This window comes from Rhodocista pekingensis (assembly GCF_042665545.1).
Taxonomy (GTDB): domain Bacteria; phylum Pseudomonadota; class Alphaproteobacteria; order Azospirillales; family Azospirillaceae; genus Rhodocista; species Rhodocista pekingensis.
In genome coordinates this window covers 1-20270 of the sequence record NZ_JBHTCM010000025.1, presented here as the reverse complement: position 1 = coordinate 20270, position 20270 = coordinate 1, and the positions used below count along the sequence as shown (strand labels likewise).

General features: G+C 71.0%; 5 protein-coding genes. 2 read left to right on the top strand and 3 right to left on the bottom strand.

Annotation, left to right across the window (positions count from 1 at the left end; translation table 11 throughout):
- The 3 genes from ACFQPS_RS17410 to ACFQPS_RS17400 are packed head-to-tail and all read right to left on the bottom strand — an operon-like array spanning position 1 to position 18544.
- The gene (locus tag ACFQPS_RS17410) at positions 1–873 is read right to left on the bottom strand and encodes an efflux RND transporter periplasmic adaptor subunit (RefSeq protein WP_377360488.1); all 873 of its coding nucleotides are present in this window, start codon (positions 871–873) and stop codon (positions 1–3) included.
- Complete coding sequence (locus ACFQPS_RS17405) at positions 870–2588, bottom strand: TolC family protein (RefSeq protein ID WP_377360487.1); 1719 nt, start codon at positions 2586–2588, stop codon at positions 870–872. The genes ACFQPS_RS17410 and ACFQPS_RS17405 overlap by 4 nt, the downstream gene beginning before the upstream one ends.
- Positions 2585–18544 carry a cadherin-like domain-containing protein gene (locus ACFQPS_RS17400; RefSeq protein ID WP_377360486.1) on the bottom strand — a complete coding sequence of 5320 codons (15960 nt, stop codon included), beginning with the start codon at positions 18542–18544 and terminating at the stop codon, positions 2585–2587. The genes ACFQPS_RS17405 and ACFQPS_RS17400 overlap by 4 nt, the downstream gene beginning before the upstream one ends.
- Before the next feature lie 683 nt (positions 18545–19227).
- Here ACFQPS_RS17400 and ACFQPS_RS17395 point away from each other — a divergent pair.
- Complete coding sequence (locus ACFQPS_RS17395) at positions 19228–19782, top strand: PAS domain-containing protein (protein WP_377360485.1); 555 nt, start codon at positions 19228–19230, stop codon at positions 19780–19782.
- 162 nt (positions 19783–19944) lie between these two features.
- On the top strand, positions 19945–20270 hold a 326-nt coding region (locus ACFQPS_RS17390; RefSeq protein WP_377360484.1), incomplete at its 3' end, for an NAD-dependent epimerase/dehydratase family protein.

The following is a 20270-nucleotide window of genomic DNA, read 5'->3' as shown; positions in this document are numbered from 1 at the left end:
TCAGGAGGCGTGGTCGAGCAGGGCCCGGCCGCTCATGCCGGGAAGCAGGTCGGTGGAAGGACCGACGATCGAGGCATAGACCTTGATCGACTGGCTGGCCGCATCGACCTTGCCGGAGAGGCGGACCACCTCCGCCGTGTAGCGCTTGCCGGTTTCGTCGATCTGCACGTCGAAGCGGTAGCCGGTGCCCAGCCAGCCCAGCCAGCGCGACGGCACGATCATCTCCACCTCCAGGACCTTGTGGTCCACGATGTCCAGCAGCGGCTGGCCCTCCCCGACATACTGCCAGGTGCGGACCTGCACGCCGGCCACGCGGCCGGCATAGGGGGCCAGCACCCGGCAGCGGCCGACCGTGACCTCCATCAGCCGCACATCGGCCTGCGCCTCCTTGGCCTCGGCCTCGCTGACGGCCAGCTCCAGCGGGCTGACGGAGCCCAGCTTCTCCAGCCGCTGCTTGGCCGCCAGCACGGTGCGGGTCTTCTCCGCCACCGTGCGGGCCTTGCCGAGCTGGCCTTCCGCCAGGGCGCAGTCGAAGCTCAGCAGCTCCTGGCCCTTCTCGAAGGTCTCGCCGTCGCGCACGGACATGGAGACGACACGCCCCGCCATCGGGCTGGCAAGCTGGGTAGCGTCGCGGGAGACCACCTGCGCCCGCACCAGCCGGCCGGCGCCGTACCCCGGAACACCGTCCGGGACCGCCGGTCCGGCCGACGGTGCCGGGGCAGCCGGCTGGGACGGGGCGGCCGGGGAGGGTGCAGGCAGGGAGGGGGAGGGCAAGGAGGGTGAGGAAAGCGCCTCGGGGCCTGCCGCTGTGGCGGCCCCCGCGCCCCCCGCCAGCAGCAGCGCCAGCGCGGCCGTTCCGATCAGGTTCCTCATGGCGCCGTCTCCGTTCCGGCGGTCGCAGCGGCTTCCGCCACCGGGGTCGCGGCCGGGGACGCGGCCGGGTCGGCGCCGGCGGGCGGTGCCGTGAACTGCCGCACCAGTTGCGCCATGGCGTCCGTCGGCAGGTCGGGGATCGGCGGCAGCTCGCCGCGGTTCAGAGGCGCGAGGCTGCTCTCGATCGCCTGCTTCAGGGCCGGCAGATCGGTCTCCTGCGCGTCCAGCGGCAGCAGGTCCAGGCCGATCGCGGTGTAGATGTTCGCCAGCGCCCCTTGCAGGTCGGCATAGCTGCGCGAGCGGTCGAGTTCGGCCGCGATCGCGGCCGTGCTGCGGCGGATGCGGTCGAGTTCGGACTGCGTCTGCGGCAGGCCGCCCTCGCTGACGGCGGCGTCGATGCGGGTCTCGATGTCGCTGATGTCGCGGGCTGTGCGGTAGGCCTCCAGCGCCTGGAGATACTGTTGCAGGCTGACATTGATCTGGGTGACGACGGCGACCGACAGTGCCAGCCGGCGCGTGCGCGTCACCGACTGCTGCACCTCCGCGGCCGTGATGGCCTTCGGCCCCTGGAGCAGGGAGAACAGGTTGTAGGTGGCGCGGACGGCCAGATCCGCCCAGTTCTGGTTCACCAGGTAGGAGTTGCTGTCGAAGTTCAGACCCGTGCTGAGCTGGAGGTTCGGGAACAGCCGGGTGATCTCCTTCCAGACGCCGACGCGGTCGATCCGCTCCTGGTAGGCCTCCTCGCGCAGTTCCGGCCGCCAGGTCAGGCCGGCCATCTCCAGCCGGCGCATGTCGATCCCGGACAGGGCCTTGGGATCGTTCACCAGCACCGGCGGCACCAGCTTGAAGTCCGATCCGGGGGGCACGTTGATGAGGGCCGAAAGCTGCGCCTTGGCGACCGTCAGGTCGGAGCGCAGCCGGCGGAGCTGGCTGAGCACCGTCAGCAGCGTCTTCTGGTATTCCAGCGTCTCGATCAGCGGGCCCAGGCGCTGGCGGTCGATCTCGCGGCTCTTGGCCAGGGCGGATTCCGCCTCGCCGATGGCCCGTTCGAGCTGCGGCAGCAGCAGTTCGGCGGTGGCGGCGCGCCAGTAGGCCGCCTGCACCTCCTTCACCAGGTTGTTGACGACGCGGCGGCGGCGCTCCACCGCGATCAGGGCGCGGTCCGCCTGCTGACGCGAGGTGAAGTAGGCCACACCGAAATCGACCACGTTCCAGGACAGCGTCAGGTCGCCGACCCAGCGCTCCTTGTCCTGCGAGGTGGAGGGTTCCAGCGACTGCCGCCGGGTCAGCACCGAGAGGCTGGACGAGGCCGCCTCGTTGCTGCGGGCCAGATAGCCGGCGCTGGCCGCGAGCTTCGGCAGCATGTTGAAGGCGGCGAGGTCGAGCTGGGCGTCCTGCAACGCCGATTCCATCAGCGCCAGCCGGTGGTCGTAATTGTACTTGAGCGCCCGGGCCAGGGCCTCGGACAGCGACAGCTCCCCGGTCAGCGGTTCCTGGTTCTCGAACAGGGCGGTGTATTCCCGGGTCGCCCGGTCCATGTGCTCCGCCGTCGGGATCGGCTGCGGCTTGACCGCACAGCCGGCCAATGCCACGGCCGCGACGGCCGAGAGCAGGAAGGGGCGGAAGGGTGAACCGTTCAAGGTGCGCACGTCGGTCACGGGGATGGTCTCGGTGAGGCTGGAAGGTCGGCTGGGGCCGGTTGAATACAGGGTCATGCTGCGGTCGAAGGTATCGGGCTGCCGGTGCGGGCGAGGCTGGCGAGGAGCGCCCGGCTCTCGCTGAGCCGGCCGGCCTGGCCCGCAGCCCGGAGCTGGGCCGCGAACCCCGCGCGCCCGGCCAGGGTCGGCTCTGGCTCCGGCAGGCGGTCGGCGCCGGTCAGCAGCGCATAGGCGTCGCCGAACCCGAGTGCGGCGCTGTCCCCGGTCCCGCTGTCCTGCTCGCCGGTGCCTGCCCCGGCGGGGCGTTCCGGCTGGTCGCTTCCGGCGGGGGCTTCTGCCGAGGCCGGGGGCACCTCCGGGGGCGGCGGAGCCGGCGGCTCCTGGCCCTGGCTGACCGGGATCTCCTCGTTTTCCGTGGTGACGATGATGCGGAAGACGACGGCAGCCTCGTTGCCCTCCGAATCCCGTGCGATGACCTGGATGTCGATGGCGCCTGCGACTTCCAGCGGCGGCGTGCCGCTGAAGGTCAGGCTGTCCGCGTCGAAGGTCAGCCAGGCCGGGATCGGGCTGCCGTCGGGCTGGCTGGCCTCGAAGGTCAGGCGTTCGTTGGGGTTGGTATGGCGGAAGACGTTGCGCGGCACCTGGAACTGGTAGGCGGTATCCTGCAACATCACCTGGTTGCCGACGGAACCGGCCACGAACAGACGGATCTCCCCCTCGCTGCCGCCGATGATGCCACGGCCCGAGGTGATGCCGCCCGCACCGCTCGGCCGCTCGGGCGGGAGCGTGCCCGGGCCGCCGATGATGCCGCCCTGGTCGCTGCCCCCCGATCCGCCGCCATTGCCGCCCGGGATCGTGATGTCGCCGCCCCCGGAGCTGCCGCCGCCGGTGATCAGCCCGCCGTTGCCGCCGGTCCCACCGGTCCCGCCTGTGCCGCCGGTTCCACCTGTACCACCGGAGCTTCCGCCGCCCGTGATCAGGCCGCCGTCGCCGCCGGTTCCGCCCGTACCGCCGGTCCCGCCGCCGCTGGAGCCGCCGCCGGTGATCAGGCCACCGTTGTCGCCCCCCCCGGTACCGGGACCCGCCGGCTCCGTTGGCGTCGAGGGATCGGACGGGGGTGTCGGATCGGTCGGCGTCAAGGGTGGTGCGGGCTCGGGCTCCACCACCACGCTCACCTCGGCCGTGGCGCTGGCCCCGGCCAGATCGGTGGCGCGGACGACAAGCGTCACGGTGCCCACGGAGATGTTGGTCGGGATGCCGCTGAAGGTGCCCGTGGCCGGATCGAAGCTCAGCCAGGACGGGAGCGGCGAACCGTCCGCCAGCGTGGCGGAGAGCGTCAGCACGTCGCCCTCGTCCACATCCGTGAAGCTGCCCGGCGGCACCGCGAGCCGGAGCGGCGACCCTGCCTGCACGGTCGTGCCGGTGGGCGGCGTCACCAGGACCGGCGCGTCGTTCACCGGCCGCACGATCAGGGTGACGGTCTGCGGCGTCGGATCGGCGGCACCGGACCGGTCCACGACCGAGAAGGTGAAGTCGGCGAACGGCGTGCCGTTGGCGTTCGCCGGCGGGGTATAGGTCAGGCCGCCGAGGTCGGTCGCCGCGATGCGCTGTCCCGCCGTGACCGGCACGCCGTTCAGGGAGAGGCTGCCGCGGGCCGGCAGGGTGCTGATGACGACGGCGGAGAAGGCGTCGCCCTGGTCCACATCCGCGAAGGCGAACAGACCCGCCCCCAGCGTGGCCGTCGTGTCCTCGTCCAGCGTGACCGTCGCGTCGGCGCTGTCCGGGGCGTCGTTCACGTTCAGCACGGTCAGCACGAAGGTCTGGCTGGCCGTGGCCCCGGCCATGTCGGTCGCTGTCACCGTGATGGTCAGGGACCCGACATGCTCGTTCAGCGGCGTGCCGGAGAAGGTGCCCGTGGCCGGATCGAAGCTCAGCCAGGGCGGCAGCGGATCGCCGCCCGGGCCGGTCGCCGACAGGGTCAGCCTGTCGCCGACGTCGATGTCGCGGAAGGCGCCGGCCGGCAGCGTGGCGCTGAAGGGCTGGTCCTCCGTGGCGATGCGGTCGGGCAGGCCCATGGCCGGGACCGGCGCGTCGTTGGTGTTTTCCACCGTGATGGTGAAGCCGGCTGTGGCCGTCGCCCCGGCGCGGTCGGTCGCGGTGACCGTCACGGCGATCCGGCCGACATCGTCGTTGCCGGGCGTGCCGGAGAAGGTCCCCCTGGCCGGATCGAAGCTGAGCCAGGACGGCAGCGGCGAACCGTCGGCCAGCGTGGCGGACAGGGTGAGCCTGTCTCCGGCGTCGATATCGCGGAAGGCGCCGGCCGGCAGAGTGGCGCTGAACGGGCTGTCCTCCGTCGCCGTCCGGTCGGGCAGCGGTACGCCGGCGACCGGCGCGTCGTTCACGTTGCCGACGGTGAGGGAGAAGGTCGCCGTGGCCGTCGCCCCGGCCCGATCCTGCGCCGTGACCGCGACGGTCAGGCTGCCGACATCGGCGTTCGCGGGTGTGCCGGAGAAGGTCCGGGTCGTCGGGTTGAAGCTCAGCCAGGACGGCAGTGGCGAACCGTCCGCCAGGGTTGCCTCGTAGCGGAGAACATCGCCCACATCCACGTCGGTGAATGCCGCGGCGGGCATCTGGTATCTATAGGGTTGATCTTCCAGGGCCGACTGGGCGGGGATCGGCTGCACCAGGACCGGCGCGTCGTTCACGTTGCGCACGGTCAGCACGAAGCTGTCGGTGACCGAGGCGCCGCCGCTGTCGGTCGCGGTGACCTTCAGCGTCAGCGTGCCGACATGCTCGTTCAGCGGCGTGCCGGAGAAGGTCCGGGTCGCGCTGTTGAAGCTCAGCCAGGAGGGCAGCGGCGAGCCGTCGCCCAGGCTGGCGGCATAGGTCAGCGTGTCGCCCACGTCGATGTCGGCGAAGGTGTTCCCCGGCACCGTGTAGCGGTAGGGCGCATCCTCGTCCGTCTGCTGGTCGGGGATGGCGTTCGCCAGCGTCGGCGCGTCGTTGGTGCCGCCGACCGTGATGGTCAGCGTGCTGCTGTCGCTGCCGCCGCGCCCGTCGCTGACGGTATAGCTGAACCGGCCCGCACTGCCTTCCGCATCGGTCGAGGGCGTGAAGGTCAGCGCCTGAAGCTCCGCCACGGTCAGCGTGTCGTTCACCTTCACGACCGTCGCGCCGGAATAGACGGTACCGCCGGTCGGCAGTTCCGTCACCGTCACCGTCAGGGTATCGCCGTCCAGGTCGGTCGGGGCCTGGATCGAGAGCGGGGACCCGGTCGAATCCTCGGCGATGTTGATGGTGCGGTCGTTCTCCGCCACGGGCGGGTCGTTCACCTCCGTCACGACGACGTTGACCGTCACGGTGGTCGAGGTCCGGGCCGAGGCGCCGCCGTCGTCGGTGACGGTGATGCTCACGGTCCGGGCGGTCCCCAGCTCCGCCGGGCTGTCGCCCGTGTTGGCGTAGGTGACGCCCCGGAGGACGGACAGGTACTCGGCCAGGGTGGCCGTGCCGGTCAGGGTCAGCGTGCCGGTCGCGGCGTCGTAGCTGCCGGTGATGCCCGCGGACGGGGTCAGGGAGAGCACGTCCGTCGCGGTCAGGCCGCTGGTGATCTGCACCACCGCCCCGGCGATCCGGGTGCTGTCCGCGTCGGTCAGGCTCAGGCCGGGGGCGAGCGCCACGGCGCTGCCGTTCTCCGTGAAGTCGACCGATCCGGTGCCGCCCAGGACCGGCGCCTCGTTGACCGAGGTCAACGTCACGGTCGCCGTCAGCGGGGCGGAGGTCGCGGCCCCGGCGCCGTCGCTGTCGGCATCCGTCACGGTGACGGTGATCGAGCGCGTGGCCGCGGTCGCCGTCGGGGACAGGCTGGTGCTGGAGTAGCTGACGCTGCGCAGCACCGCCTCGTACTGCGCCAGGGTCGCGGTGCCCGACAGGGTCAGCGTGCCGGTCGCGGCGTCGTAGCTGCCGGTGATGCCGTGCGCGGCGGTGACGGACAGCGTGTCGCCCGCCGTCAGGCCGCTGGCGATGGTCACGGTGGCGCCCGCGATCCGGGTATCGTCGGCGTCGGCGATGTCCAGGGTCGGCAGCAGGGTCGCGGCCGTTCCGCCCTCCAGATAGGTGCTGGCAGCACCGCTGCCGCCGGCCGACAGGACCGGCGCGTCGTTGACCGGGGTGACGGTCAGCGTCACGGAAGCCAGGGCGGAGATCGCGGCACCGCTGCCGTCCGCGTTCGCGTCCGTCACCTGGACCGTCAGGGTCCGCGTCGTGGTCGTGTTGTCGGCGGTCGGGTCGTCGCTGCCGCTGGAGAAGCCGACGTTGCGCAGGACCGCCTGGTACTGCGCCAGGGTGGCGGTGCCGGTCAGGGTCAGCACGCCGGTCGCGGCGTCGTAGCTGCCGGAGATGCCGTGCGCGGCGGTGACGGACAGCGTGTCGCCCGCGACCCGGCCGGCGGCGATCGTCACCGTCGCGCCCGTGAGGTGGGTGTCGTCCACGTCGGACAGGGTGAGGCCGGACAGCACCGGGGTCGCCGCCGCCTGCTCCGTATAGGCGGCCGTGGCCGGCGTCACGGTCACCACCGGCGCATCGTTCACCGGCGTGATGCCGATGCCCAGCGACAGGCGATTGAGGTCGTTGGCGAAACCGCCGGTGCCGCCGATGCTGGCGGAGATGTCGCGGCCCGCCCCCTGGGTGAAGCCGCCGGTGCCGTCCCAGAGGCGCAGCCCCAGCGCGCCCGGCGTGCCGGCGAAATCGCTGACCGGGACGAAGCGGACAAGGGCCGTGGGTGACAGAACGACGGCGCTGCTGTCGCCCACGGTCGTGGCGATGGTCGTCCAGGTCGTGCCGTCGGTGCTCCACTGCCAGACGCCCTGTGTCGCATCGGCCGCGTTGGCCACGACCGCGACGCCGGCGAAGCTGTCGCCGTCGATGTCGGCGAAGCGGGTGGCGAACAGGGCGGAGACGGACGAGCCGGCCGGGCTCGGGGTGCCTTCGGCTTCGACCGGCAGCGTCACCGGCGTGGTGCTGGTGGCGGTCGGTGCGTCGTTGACCGGGGTGACGCTGGTCGCCAGCGTCAGGGTGGTGGCGCCGTAGCGGGTGCTGCCGCCCGTGCCGCCCGCGCCGGAGAGATCGACCGCGGTGCCGCCCGCGGGCGGCGTGCCGCCATCCTCCGCCAGCCGCACCGTCAGCGACGGGGCCGCGCCGTTGTAGTCCGCGGCCGGCACGAAGCGCAGCGCGTCGAAGCGGTCCAGCACCAGGGCGGTGGCGGCGGTGCGGTCGGTCAGCGTCTGCCAGGCGCCGTCCAGCGTGCCGTCATTGTCCGTGTCCAGCCGGTACTGCCACTGGCCCTTCGCCGCGTCCGCCGTGTAGCCGACGATGACGACGCCGTGGAAGCCGTCGGCGCTCGAACCGCCGGCCACCTGATCCGTGGCGTCGCTGAAGCGGCCGGCGAACAGGCCGTCCACCGTGGCGCCCGCGGGGTCCGTGCTGTCCTCCGCCACGGCGGGCAGGGTGACGACCCCCGACCCGGTGTCGGTCGGGGCGTCGTTCACGGCCGTGACATCCACCGTCAGGGTATTCGCCGCCGACCAGGCGAGACCGTCGGAGACCTGGAAGCCCAGGGTCGCGTAGTCGCTGCCCGTGGGCTCGTTGTTGCCGTTCGCGGCCGGCCTGAACACCAGCTTGCCGGCGTCCAGCTCGGCGCGGGTGATGGTGACGCCCGTGGCGGTGATCCTGCTGCCGTTCAGGTACAGATCGCCCCGGCCGGGCAGGGTCGTGACCTTGACCGCCTGCACGGGAGAGGCACCGCTGTCCACGTCGGCGACGGAGAAGTCCGCCGCTGTCAGCGTGCGGTCCGTGTCCTCCGCCGTGGTGACGGCTCCGCCGTTGAAGACCGGCGCGTCGTTGGCGCCGGTCACGGTGACCGTGATGGTCGCCGTCGCCTCGTGACCCGCCGTACCGTCGGACAGGCGGTAGGTGAAGACCTCCGTCACCGTCTGGCCCTGGGCCAGGGCATCGGTGTCGGGGTCGCTGTTGTCCAGGGTGTAGGTGTAGCTGCCGTCGGCCTTGATCAGCAGCGAGCCGTACCGGCCGGCGAGCGTGGTGCCCGCAGCATCCACCACCGTCATCCCGGCGTCGCCGCTGAACTTCGCCCCCGTCACGGAGAGCGTGCCGGTCGCGGGCTCGTCGGGATCGCTGTCGGCCGTGGCGTCGGTGATGACGTTGCCGCCGACGGTGTCCGGCGTCGCATCCTCGGTGATCGCCTTGGCGTCCGGCGTCGCGGTGGGGGGATCGTCCACCGCCGTCACCGTGAGATCGATGCTGGCCGACCGCGTGACCGCGACGGCGGCGCCGTCCTTGCTGCTGGCGGTCAGGGTAAGGGTGGTCGCGGCCCCGCCGTTGTCGCGGGTGCTGTTCCAGTCGGAAGGCGCCTTGATCCAGAGGGTGTTGCCCGCCGACAGTGCGCCGTCGGGGATGGTGGCGCTGCCGCCGCTGACGGTCACGGTCGTGCCACCGCCCGCCGCGGTGCCGCCGTAGCGCACCTGGAACCCGGCCGGCAGGCCGGCGATGGTCAGGGCCAGCGTCTCCGAGCCGTCCAGGTCCGTTTCCCCGACCAGGGTGCGCAGGTCGATCCAGGTGTCCTCGTCCCCGGACACGGCGACCGTGCCGGCCGGGTTGGCGCTGCCGGCGACCGTCAGGTCCGGCGTGTCGGACACCGGGGTGATGGTGAGGGTCCGCGTGTCGCTGGCGGTCAGGGCGCCGCCGCTGCCGCCGTTTCCGTTGTCGTCCACGCTGACCGTCAGCGTGGCCGTGCCGGAGAAGTCGGCGGTGGGGGCGAAGGTGATCTGGCTCAGCGCGTCGTTGATCTGCGCGACGGTGCCGGACAGGGTCAGCGACGCCGTGCCGTTGCCGCCGGTGACGAGCGTCGTCTCGTCGAGACCGGCCGTGCCCGGATTGTCGGCCAGGGTCAGCGCGCCGGTGCCCGGCGTCACCGAGACCGTGACCGTCACCGGCGCGGCCGCGGCCGTCCCTGCCTGGGAGCCGATGGTCAGGTCCTTGAGGTCGCCGACCGTGATGGTGCCGAGCGCCAGTGGGGTGTCCTCGGCGGTCGTGCCGTCGGCGCCGGCATCGACCGTCGGCGGATCGTTGACCGGGGTGACGGTCAGGGAGACCGTATGCGTCACCGTCCTGGTGCCGCCGCTGGTCGTCAGGTTGCCGGGGTCGTCCACGGTGATGGTCAGCGCGGTCGTGCCGTTCTCATCGGCACCGGCGGAATAGGTGAGGCCGGCCAGGGCCGCCTGGAGGTCGGCGAGCTGGCCCTTGATCACGATGGTCTGGTCGGCCGTGCCGTCGCCGGTGACGAAGGTCAGCCCGGAGGTCGAGCCGAGCGTCAGCGTACCCTTGCCCACGGACAGGGTGAGCTGGGTGTTCGCCGTACTGGCATCCACCTGGTCCGGGTCGCTGAAGGTGATCGCGTTGCCGTTGGCCGCCGAGAAGACCAGGGTCGCGTCCTCGGCCAGCGTCGCACTGCTGGCGCCGTCGCTGTCCCCGCCGACGGCGATCACCGGCGTATCGTTGGTGCCGCCGATGGTGAGCGCGATGGTCCTGCTGTCGGTCAGCGCACTGCCGCCCTCGTTGCCCTCGTCGCTGACGGTGACGGTCAGGCTGTCGCCGCCGGTGTAGTCCGTCGCCGGCTGGTAGCGCAGCGCCCCACCGGACAGGGCGGCGTTCAGCGCGCCCATGGTGCCGGTGACGACCAGCGTGCCGGAATTGTCGCCCGACACCACCGCGATGCCGGCCGCACCCGACAGGGTGAGCGTGCCGTGCTGCGCCGTCAGGGTAAGGCGCATCGGTGGCGTGTCGAAGCCGGTGTCCAGATAGTCGGCGTCGGCGATGGAGAGGCCGGTGATGGTGGTCTGGGTGTTCTCGCTCACCGACTGGCTGGCCGGCGCGGTCAGAACCGGCGCGTCGTTGACCGGGGTGATGACGATGGCGACCGTCTTCGTCGTGGTCTCCACGTCGCCCGGGTCGGCGATGTTGTCCTTGCCGTAACCCTGGTCGCTGACGGTGATGGTCAGGTCCAGGTCCTGGTCGGCGCCGTCGCTGCCGTCCGCGTTCAGGCGGTTGGCGTTCGCCAGCGGGGTGTATTTAAGCGTCGCAAGGGTGTTGTTGACGTCGGTCCGGGTGCCGGTGATCTGTACCGACCCGCTGTTGTTGCCGGTCACGGCCGCAGAACCGCTGGCGGTGACGCCCAGGGCGCCGTCCTCCACGGCCAGGGTCACGACCAGGTGGTTGCTGCGGATATCCGGGTCGGCGACGCTGATCTTGCTGCTGCCGGTGAAGGCGAAGGGCGAGGCCGGGTCCTCGCTCACCGTCACCGTCGTGGGTGCGGTGATGGTCGGCGGGTCGTTCTCCGGCGTGATATCGACCGTGAGCACCTTCTGATCGCTCAGGGCACCGCCGGTTCCGTCCAGGCCCAGGTCGTTCACGGTGACGGTGATGGTGGCGGTTTCCGCCGGGTCGTCGCCCGTGTTGAAGACCAGGCTGTCGATCACGGAGTTGATCGCCGTCTGCGTTCCCCGCAGGGTCAGCGAGCCTGATTTGTTGCCGCTGTAGCTGGACAGGCCGGACGTGGGGTCCGTCAGGCGCAGGGTGCCGTTGGTGGCGACAACGGTGACCTGGATGATCCCGTTCGCCTTGTTGCCGACCAGATCGGCGGCGTCGGAGATCTGGAGTCCGGTGATGGCCAGATCGGTGCCACCGGTGGCGTCCGCGGCCTCCGTCACGGTGAAGCTGGTGGTCGGTGCCGTGAGAACGGGCGCGTCGTTCACGGCGGTCACGGTGATGGCGACCTGCCGGGTGATGTCGCCGCTGCCGGCCGTGCCGGCGACGGTCCCGACCGTGGGGGCCGTGTTGCCGTTGTCGTTGACCGTCAGTACCAGCGTCTCGTCGTACTGGCCGGTGTTGAAATCGGCGTCGGGCCGGTACTCCAGCGCGGCCAGGGCCGCGTTCAGGTCCGCCAGCGAGCCGGTCAGGCGGATGCTGGTGAAGTCGCTGCCGGCCCCGCCTCCGGTGATGGCGTCCACCGTGATGCCGGCCGCCAGCGCCGAGGCGAACCGCAGGTCGCCGTGCCCGCCACCGGCGAGCGACAGCGTGACCGTCAGCATGCCGCCGCCGAGCTGGTCCACGTCCACGTCGGACAGCAGCAGCGGGTGGCCGCCGGAATCCTTCAGCGCGGTGAAGGCGCCGACATCCTCCGTCATCGCTGCCAGCACGCCCGTATTGCGGCCACTGCCGGACAGCGCCGTGCCGTTGACCGAGACGACGGGATCGTCGTTCCTGGCGCCGATGGTGATCTCGACGTTCGTCGTGCCGGTGGACTGGCTGCCGCTGCCACCGCTGGCGCCATGGTTCTGGTCGTCGTAGGTGATGGCCAGATTGTAGACGCCATAGTCGTTGGCGGCGGCGCTGAACTTCAGGCCCGCCAGGGCGGCCTGGATCTGCGCCTGCGTCCCCATGAGCTGGTAGGTGCGGCTGGTCGTGCTCGCGCCGGAATCCGTGGCGGTCACGCCGCCGCCGAAGCTCAGTGCGCCGACGTCACTGCCGGGGCCGACATCGGTGACGTTGGTCAGGACCAGGGTCACCTTGAGCTGGTTGCCCGCGTCCACGTCGGTGATCGTGACCGGCGTGACGGAGAGCTGGGTATCCTCAAGCCCTTGCAGCGAGGTCGGGGCGGAGAAGGAGACGGGATCGTTGACCGGCAGGACGCCGATCGTGACCGACGTGTTCCCGGTCGAGATCCTGGGGCCGCCCGAGCCCGTGTTGCCCAGATCGTTGACCGAGAAGCTGACCGTGTCGTTCCCGTTGAAGTCCGCCGTCGCCCGGTAGACGACGTTGCCCGCCGCGAGCGCCGCGTTCACATCGGCCAGGGTGCCGCGGAAGGTGATGCTGGCGGCCCCGGTGCCCAGGTCGCCGCTGCCCACCTGGGTCAGACCGGCGTGGTTCACCAGCCGGAGCGTTCCGTTCGTGGCCGCGATGGTGACCTGGACCTGTCCGGCCGCCACGTCGGTGTCGCTGACGGTGACGCCGCCCAGGATCAGGTCGGTGTCCTCGTTCACCGTCAAGGTGCTGCCGAAGTCGCCCGAGGTCAGGACCGGCGCGTCGTTCACGGGCCGCACGGTGATGGCGACACTGCCGCCGACATGCTGCCGGGTGGCATCGCCGTCGCCCGCGGTCCGGGTCACGCCGGGCGTCGCATCGGGGTCGGCGCCGGAATTGCCCAGGTCGTCCACCGTCACCGTCAGCGTGTCCGTGACGGTCGTGGTGATGTCGTCGGGGGCGGTGTAGGTCAGGGTGTCCAGGATCGCCTGCACCTCTGCCGGCGTGCCGGTGAGGGTCAGCGTCGGGGTGCCCTTGCCGGTCGCGCCGGTATTGGTCAGCGCCGCGTCGGCTGCGCCGAAGGACAGGGTGCCGTGCAGCACCGTCAGCGTCACCGTGATGTCGCCCGTGCCCTGGCCGGCGTCGATATCCCCGACCCGGATGCCGGCCAGCGACATGGTCGCCGCCTCGCCGGTGGTGGTGGCGGAAGGCAGGATCAGCGTGGGCAGATCGTTGACCGGGGTCACGGCGATGCTGAAGACGTTGCCGGCCACGATGCCGGTCGGCGTGCCGTCCGCCACCGTGTAGGTGAAGGAGATGCCGGTGTGGTGCTCCGAGCCGTCATGCTCGTAGTAGAGATAGCCTGCGGCGAGGTCCGCCGCGGTGAAGGCGCTGCCGACGCCCAGGGTGACGTCGCCGCTGCCGCGGTTCAGGATCAGGCGGCCCGCCGTCGGCACGGCGGTGATCCGGAGCTGGACCTGATTGGCGGTGTTGTCCGGGTCGGACAGGTTCAGGTTCTTCGAGGCATCGACGATGTTGAGCGCGGCGGCCGTGATCTGGAGGCGCTCGCCCTCCAGCACGGTGGCACCGGTCTGCACCAGCCCGGCCGGCGCATCGTTCACCGGCCGGATCGACAGGGATACGGTGGCGGTGCCGCTGCTGAGCGTGCCGTCGGAAACCTTGAAGGTGAAAGCGTCGGCGAAGGTCTCGCTGCCGTCGTGGACATAGACGAGCGTGCCGGGCGTGAAGGTGCTGCCGACCGTGACCGCCGTCGCCTCCCCGGCATCGACCTTGCCGTTGCCGTTCGCGTCGGTCCAGCCGGTGTAGAGCGTGCCCGTGGTCGGCAGGGATTCGATCGTGTAGGTCAGGGCCTGGGCCGGGATGTCGCTGTCCGAGCCGCCGGTGCGGTCGGCCGGCAGCACGACCGTCGCCCCTTCCGTCAGGGTGACGGAGCGGCCGCTGGCGCCGGGCGCGTCGTTCACCGGGGTGACATCGATCTGCACGGTCATGGTGGCGCTGCGCGCCTCGCTGCCGTCCGCGCGGGTGCCGCCGTCCGTGAGGTAGACCGAGATGCTGTCGTCTGCCGCTGCCGTGCCGTCGGGCTCGTGGCCCGGATCGTGGTGATAGGTGACTTTGCCGGCGGCGAGCTGGTCGGCGCTGAAGCGCGAACCGGCACCGATCCGGACCCCGTCCACCTCGATCCAGCCGCCCACGGGGGCCGTCTCCAGCACGTAGATGAGCTGCTCGCCGCTGACGCTGTCCACGTCGGCCGCCTGGAAGTGCGCGGTGCCCAGCACCACCACGGTGGCGGCTCCCGTGCCGTCCTGTTCCGCCAGGGTGACCGACGGCGTCGTCTGGCTGATCGTCGGGTCGTCGTTGACCGGGGTGACCGTGATGGCGAAGGACGTTTCCGTCAGCGTGCCGCCGGCACCGTCCGACACGGTGTAGCTGAAGCCGTCGGCCGTCGTTTCGCTGCCGTCATGGTCGTAGAAGAGCCGCCCGGCGTCGATGTCCGCCTGGGTGAAGCTGTCGCCCGTACCCAGCGCCTCGCCGGCGTCGTAGCTGCCGTTGCCGTCCTTGTCGAGCCAGAGCGTGCCGTGCGCCGTGGCCGCGGTCAGGGTGTAGGTCAGCCCGGTGGCGGCGGTGTCGCTGTCCTCGACCTTCAGGAACTGGTCGGTGATCCGGGTGCCGGCGACGGTGCCGCTGTTGTCCTCGGCGACGATCAGCGGCTCGTTGGTGGTCAGGTGCGGGACGGCGGACCCGGCACCGTCCGGGGTGCCGCCGCCGCTGTCGATCTGGTCCTGCGTCACCAGCGTGACCGTCAGGGCCGCGGGCCGGGTCGTCGTGGTGCCGTCGCTCACCGTGACCGGGACGGCATAGGAACCGGCATCGCCCGCGCCGCCGGTGTGGATCACGCGGATCGTTCCCGCCCTGATCTCCGCCAGCGTGAAGCTGGTGACGGCGACACCGGGAGCGGTGGTGCGCTCGAACCGGGCCCCGGCGGGCAGGGCGCCGGTGGCCAGGGTGAAGGTGATGCCACTGTCCGGCGTGTCCGGATCGGTGGCGTCCAGGTCGCCGGTATCCACGGTGGCGCTGTCGCCGACCCGGAGGCTGATCTGCCCAGCGGTAACGACCGTCGGGTCGTCGGTCGGGGTGACGTCGATCCTGAACGTCCCCGGGGCCTCGGCACCGTCACCGTCGCGCAGCGTGTACTCGAAGCTGTCGTCCGGAACGGCGGTGCCGTTCGGCTCGTCGCCCAGATGCCGGTATGCCAGCCGGCCGGAATCGACCTGCGCCTGGGTGAAGGTGGCGCCGACGCCCAGCAGCACGCCGTCCAGGTAGAGCTGGCCATGCGCCGGCAGGGTGCGCAGGGTGTAGGTGGCGGCGTCGTGGTCGCTGTCCGGGTCGCCGACATCAAGGTAGGTCGGGTTGATCGTCCGCTGGCCGCCCTCCGCCACCGTGAAGGTGTTCGACTGCGCCACGCCCGACTGGGCGGGCGGGTCGTTGACCGCCGTGACGACGAGGTTGACCATCGTCGTCGCCGTGCTTTCGGGCAGGGTGGGGTTGTTGTCCTCCACCGTGACCTGGAAGCTGGTGCCGGCCAGGGCCCCCTCGGGCTCGGCGCCCGTGTGGATGAAGCGCAGCGGGCCGGCGACGCCGGCCAGCGTCACCGTCATGCCGGCGGTGATGTCCTGGTAGCCGCTGCCGGTGTCGATCTGGAGCCGGCCGACGGCCGGGTCGGGCAGGGAGTTGAAGGTGACGGTGATCCGGGCCGGATCGCCGTCCGCGTCGCTGATGTTCAGCCCGCCGCCGGTCAGCGGGATGCTGGTGAAGTCCGTTGCCTCGGCACCGATGCGCTCGGCCACGCTGATCGTCGTGCCCTGGACGGAGATCGGCGCGTTCACGTCGCGCAGCGTGACGGTCACCGTCTGGTCGGTGGCGATGCCGCCGGCGCCGTCGCGGACCGTCACCTTGAAGCTGTCGCTGCCGTCGGCGCTGAGCTGCGGTCCGGTGTGCCGGTAGCTCAGGATGGTGCCGGCATCGACCTCGGCCTGCGTGAAGGTATCGCCCACGGTCAGGGTGACCGTGACGCCGCCGACGACCCGCAGCAGCGCGCCGGCGGTCGGAAGCTGCGTCACCTCGTAGGTGATCTGGTCGGCGGTATTGTCCGGGTCCGTCACGCCCAGATGGGCGCCGGTGAGGGCGAGCGTGGTGCCTTCGTTCAGGGTGAAGGCGTGCGTCGCCAGCGTCGGGGCATCGTTCACCGGCGTGACCGCCAGGATCGCCGTGGAGGACGCCGCACTGAAAGGCGCCAGCGCGCCGCTGTTGGCCGGCAGGGTCAGATCCACGACGGTGCCGCTGCCGTAGCCGGCGCTGCCGTCATAGGCGACGAAGCTGAAGGTGGCCTCGCCGGCGGCCTCGGCGGCCGGGTTGATGCGGATGCGGGCCGTTGCCTCAAGCACCAGGGCCTGGTTGGCGCCCAGCGCCGGCACGGCGGTCCAGCTTCCGCCGCCGTCGGTCGAATACTGGATCTGTCCGGCCAGCGCGGGCGGAATGCTGAACCCGGTGACGGCGATGCCGAAGCTGGCCGTGCCGTCCACATCGGTCACCAGCACGGTGCCGTCCGCGGTGGTGTGCAGGTTGGCGACCAGGATGCCGTTGACGGCCCCGCCGGCCAGATCCTCCTCCACGGACGGCAGCGACAGCGTGACCGGGGTCAGGATCGGCGCGTCGTTCACCGCCGTGACCGTCTGGGTCAGCGTGGCCATGGCGGCGGAGAAGGCCGTCGAACCGCCGGACCCGGCGATCTTCACCGTGTCGCCGCTGAGCACCAGCGGGTCGCTGCCATCCCAGGCGCGCACGGTCAGCGTGGCGGTGCCGTTGAAGTCGGTGTTGGGGATGAAGCGCACCCGGTTCTGGCCGGTCCCGTCGGCCGACAGGACCAGGGCCTGGCCGGCGTCGCGGGCGCCGAGCGCGGTCCAGCTCGTGCCTCCGTCGGTGGAGTACCACCAGCTTCCGTTGGCTTCGTCGGTGCCGATGATCGCCAGCCCGCGCTGGCTGCCGCTGTCCACGTCGGTGACGGTCAGCCGGCCGGCCAGGGCGTCGATGCTGGTGCCCGTGGGGCTGCTCGCGTCCTCCGCGATGGTGTCCAGGGCGGCGGAGCCCGACAGGTCAGGCGCGTCGTTGACCGGGGTGACGTCCAGCGTGATCGTCCCGCTCAGCGTCGCCTCGCCCGAGGCATCCGTGATGCTGACGCTGATCGTCGTGTCCTGGTCGTTGTCCGCCGTCGGGGTGAAGCTGACGGCGGCGAGCGCCGCGTTGACCTCTGCCGCGGTGCCGGTGACCGTCCAGACGCCGGTGCCGGTATTGTAGGTGGCGCTGCCCGAGGTGCTGAGCGCGCCGGCAGCGGGTGCGGCCAGCGTCAGGGTCGCGGTGACGGCCTCGCCGTCGGGTTCGGTCACGACGATGTCGCCCAGGGCGACGCTTGCATCGCCCTCGGTATAGGTGACCGTCTGGGTCAGCAGGGTGGCGGTGGGGGCCGCCATCAGCCCGCCATAGGCGGCCAGCGTGGCTTGGCCGAAGGGCAGCCGGGCCTCGATCGGGCCGGTCGCCACCTCCAGGGTCCAGTCGCCGCCGCGCGCGGCGGACCCGGTATCGTCGTCCGAGGCCGCCACGTCGGCACCGGTCAGGTCCGCCAGCCGCTCGACCAGGGTGACGCCCTCCGTGGTCGAGGCCACGTCGCAGCCATAGAGCAGGATGTCGGCGTCGGCGGTCAGGCTTCCGGCCCAGGCCGCGACGGTGTCGCCGGCCGTGTCCAGGGCGGCATTGTCGAGCGTGGCCGTGCCCAGGGTCATGCTGCCCGGCGTGCCATGCGCGAAGAGGTGCAGGGCGGCCACGTCCTGCTGCCCGGCCAGCAGGCCGGTGACGGTGGCGAGGCCGTCCTCGCCCGCCGCGATGATGTGGACCTCCGCCCCCGGCAGGGCGCCGGCGGCCAGCGCCTGCGCCTCGGGCACGCGCGCGTCGATCACGACGAGGGTGCGGCCGACGGGGCCGTCACCGACGGGAACGGCCGTCGCCTCCACGCCCGTCAGGTCGGAGAGCAGCGCGAGCCCGTCGCGGGCGAGGGCGGTCGCATCCGCGCCATGGACGGAAATGCGGGCGCCGTCGGCCAGGGCGTCGCGCCAGCCGGCCACCGTATCGGCCTCGGCCTGGACATGCGCGGGGCTGATCCCGGCATCGGCGGCCAGGGCCAGATGCAGGTCCTGGATGCCGTCATAGCCGGCCAGCACCCGCCCGATCTGGGTCAGGGTGTCGTCGCCCGGGGTCAGGACATGGACCTCCGCATCGCGCGGCAGCCCGGCCAGAATCGTAGCGGCGCCGGGGGCGGCGGGGTCGATGACGGCGATGGACCCGGCCGTCCGGCGGGCGCCGGCCTCGACCGCGGGCGGAACCGGGCCGTCGCTGTCGCCGGTGGCCTGGGGCCCGACGACGACAGCGTCGCTCCGCCCGGTGGCGGCGGGATGGTCGGCTGCCGGTTCGGCGCCATCGTGCTGGTCGGGATGGGGATCGACGAACACATCGGCAGCGACGACCGCGGCATCGAAGACCAGACGCGGCTCAAGGCTCAGCAGGGTGCTGTGCAACCCGATCGGCAGGTCGTGCCGCGGGGCGTGCTGCGGCCGTGCCGGATTGCATGCTCCGCGATGCGGGGAAAGAAAATTAACGACGAGCCGATGTAAACTGATCGTAAACGCCTTGTGCGACATCTTTCGGATAATCCCGCATCGAGCAGCCGTGCATACGGTATAAACCGGACAAGAAGGCGATCCAATCGATTTTGATAAAATCCAATCTGTTTGCTATGTTAATGCATTGCGAATGACCGCATCTGGCGTGCGTATAAAGTCTATGACTGGAATATAACGTAGCGCGTTCGGCCCGATGATCTCTGAATACTTCCTGAGTTTCACAGGTCAGATCAGGGCGCCCATAGAGAATCCAAGAATTAACGCTTTCTTAAGACAGATTAATGTTTCGATCTCTAGTGTTTGTATGGGGGAACACTTGGCCTGCCGGTGGGGTTCGGGGCTGAATGACGGGATTCGTATCAAAAGCAACCCTTCTCTGCGGCCAGCCAGGGCGCTGACCGTAGACGGATGCCTGCCATGTCGTTCCGGAAGCCCGCCGCCCGGAGAATGACGCACTGTCATGGCGCCCTGGCCTCGCCGGGGCACAGGGCCGACTCAGTGGCCGGGTGTGCCTTTTTCTTTTGTTGCCTACCCGAATGGGCTATGACTTTAAGAATAGCGTAAGACGGACCGAAAACGTGGATTCCCTCTGTGAACGGGTTGCCCTCAGCTTCCGCTGCGACCGGACGACCCTCTTCGCCGGTTACTATGCGGGCCTTCTTGGCCGCGGCCGCGTTCCCCTTCGCACCGAACTCGACCTCGACAGGATGCGCAGCATCCTCGACAGTTTCGTGATCCTGGAGGTGGAGGGGCCGGGCATGGTCCGCTTCCGTCTTGCCGGCACGCGGGAGCGGACGCGCTACGGCTTCGAGGTGACGGGGCTGAACTATCTGGATTTCGTGCCCGAGGCCCGGCGGGACGATGCCTTCGCGGCGTTCGACCGGATGGTCCGGACCCCGTGCGGCATGTATGCGCTGATCCGCTCGCGTACCGGCTACGGTCGTGGGACCTTCAACGAAGCGTTGGGATTCCCCTTCCGCAGCGACCGCAGCGGCCGCCTCCACCTCGTCTTTCAGAGCAACGACATCGATTTCGACGAGCGCCGGGTGCTGGAGGCGGACGCCCTGGCCCTGCACTACACCGTGGAGGGGCGTCGCTACATCGACATCGGTTTCGGACTGCCGTCCTTCTGATCCGGCCCGTCGGCGCTCCCCTTCCGAAAGGGGCAGCCATCCAGCAGGTCCGCGCTCTGCCGGGCGTAAGTCCCCTGTCCTGCGCGCCCGACCGCCCGTGCCGTTGTCCCGTCCTGTCCGCCGCCATGACACTGCGGACAGGTTCGGCGGACGGGATCGGGGATGGTCATGGCGGTATCGCGGCCCGGTCTTGCGGGCGAGGTTGTGCTGGTGACGGGCGGTGCGGGGTATATCGGCTCGCACGCGGTGCTGGCGCTGAGGGAGGCGGGGGCGGTTCCTGTGGTGCTGGATGACCTCTCGACGGGGGTGCGGGAGGCGGTGCCGGCGGGTGTGGCGTTCGAGGCGGGCTCGACCCTGGACCGGGGGCTGGTGGTGGCGGTGCTGCGCCGGCACGCGGTGACGTCGGTGATGCATTTCGCGGCCAGTCTGGTGGTGCCGGAGTCCGTGGCGCGGCCGCTGGCCTACTACCGCAACAACGTGGCCGGCAG

Excerpts from the sequence above, each read along its gene's own strand:
- ACFQPS_RS17410 (WP_377360488.1), bottom strand. The coding sequence starts at position 873 with ATGAGGAACCTGATCGGAACGGCCGCGCTGGCGCTGCTGCTGGCGGGG.
- ACFQPS_RS17405 (WP_377360487.1), bottom strand. The coding sequence starts at position 2,588 with ATGACCCTGTATTCAACCGGCCCCAGCCGACCTTCCAGCCTCACCGAG.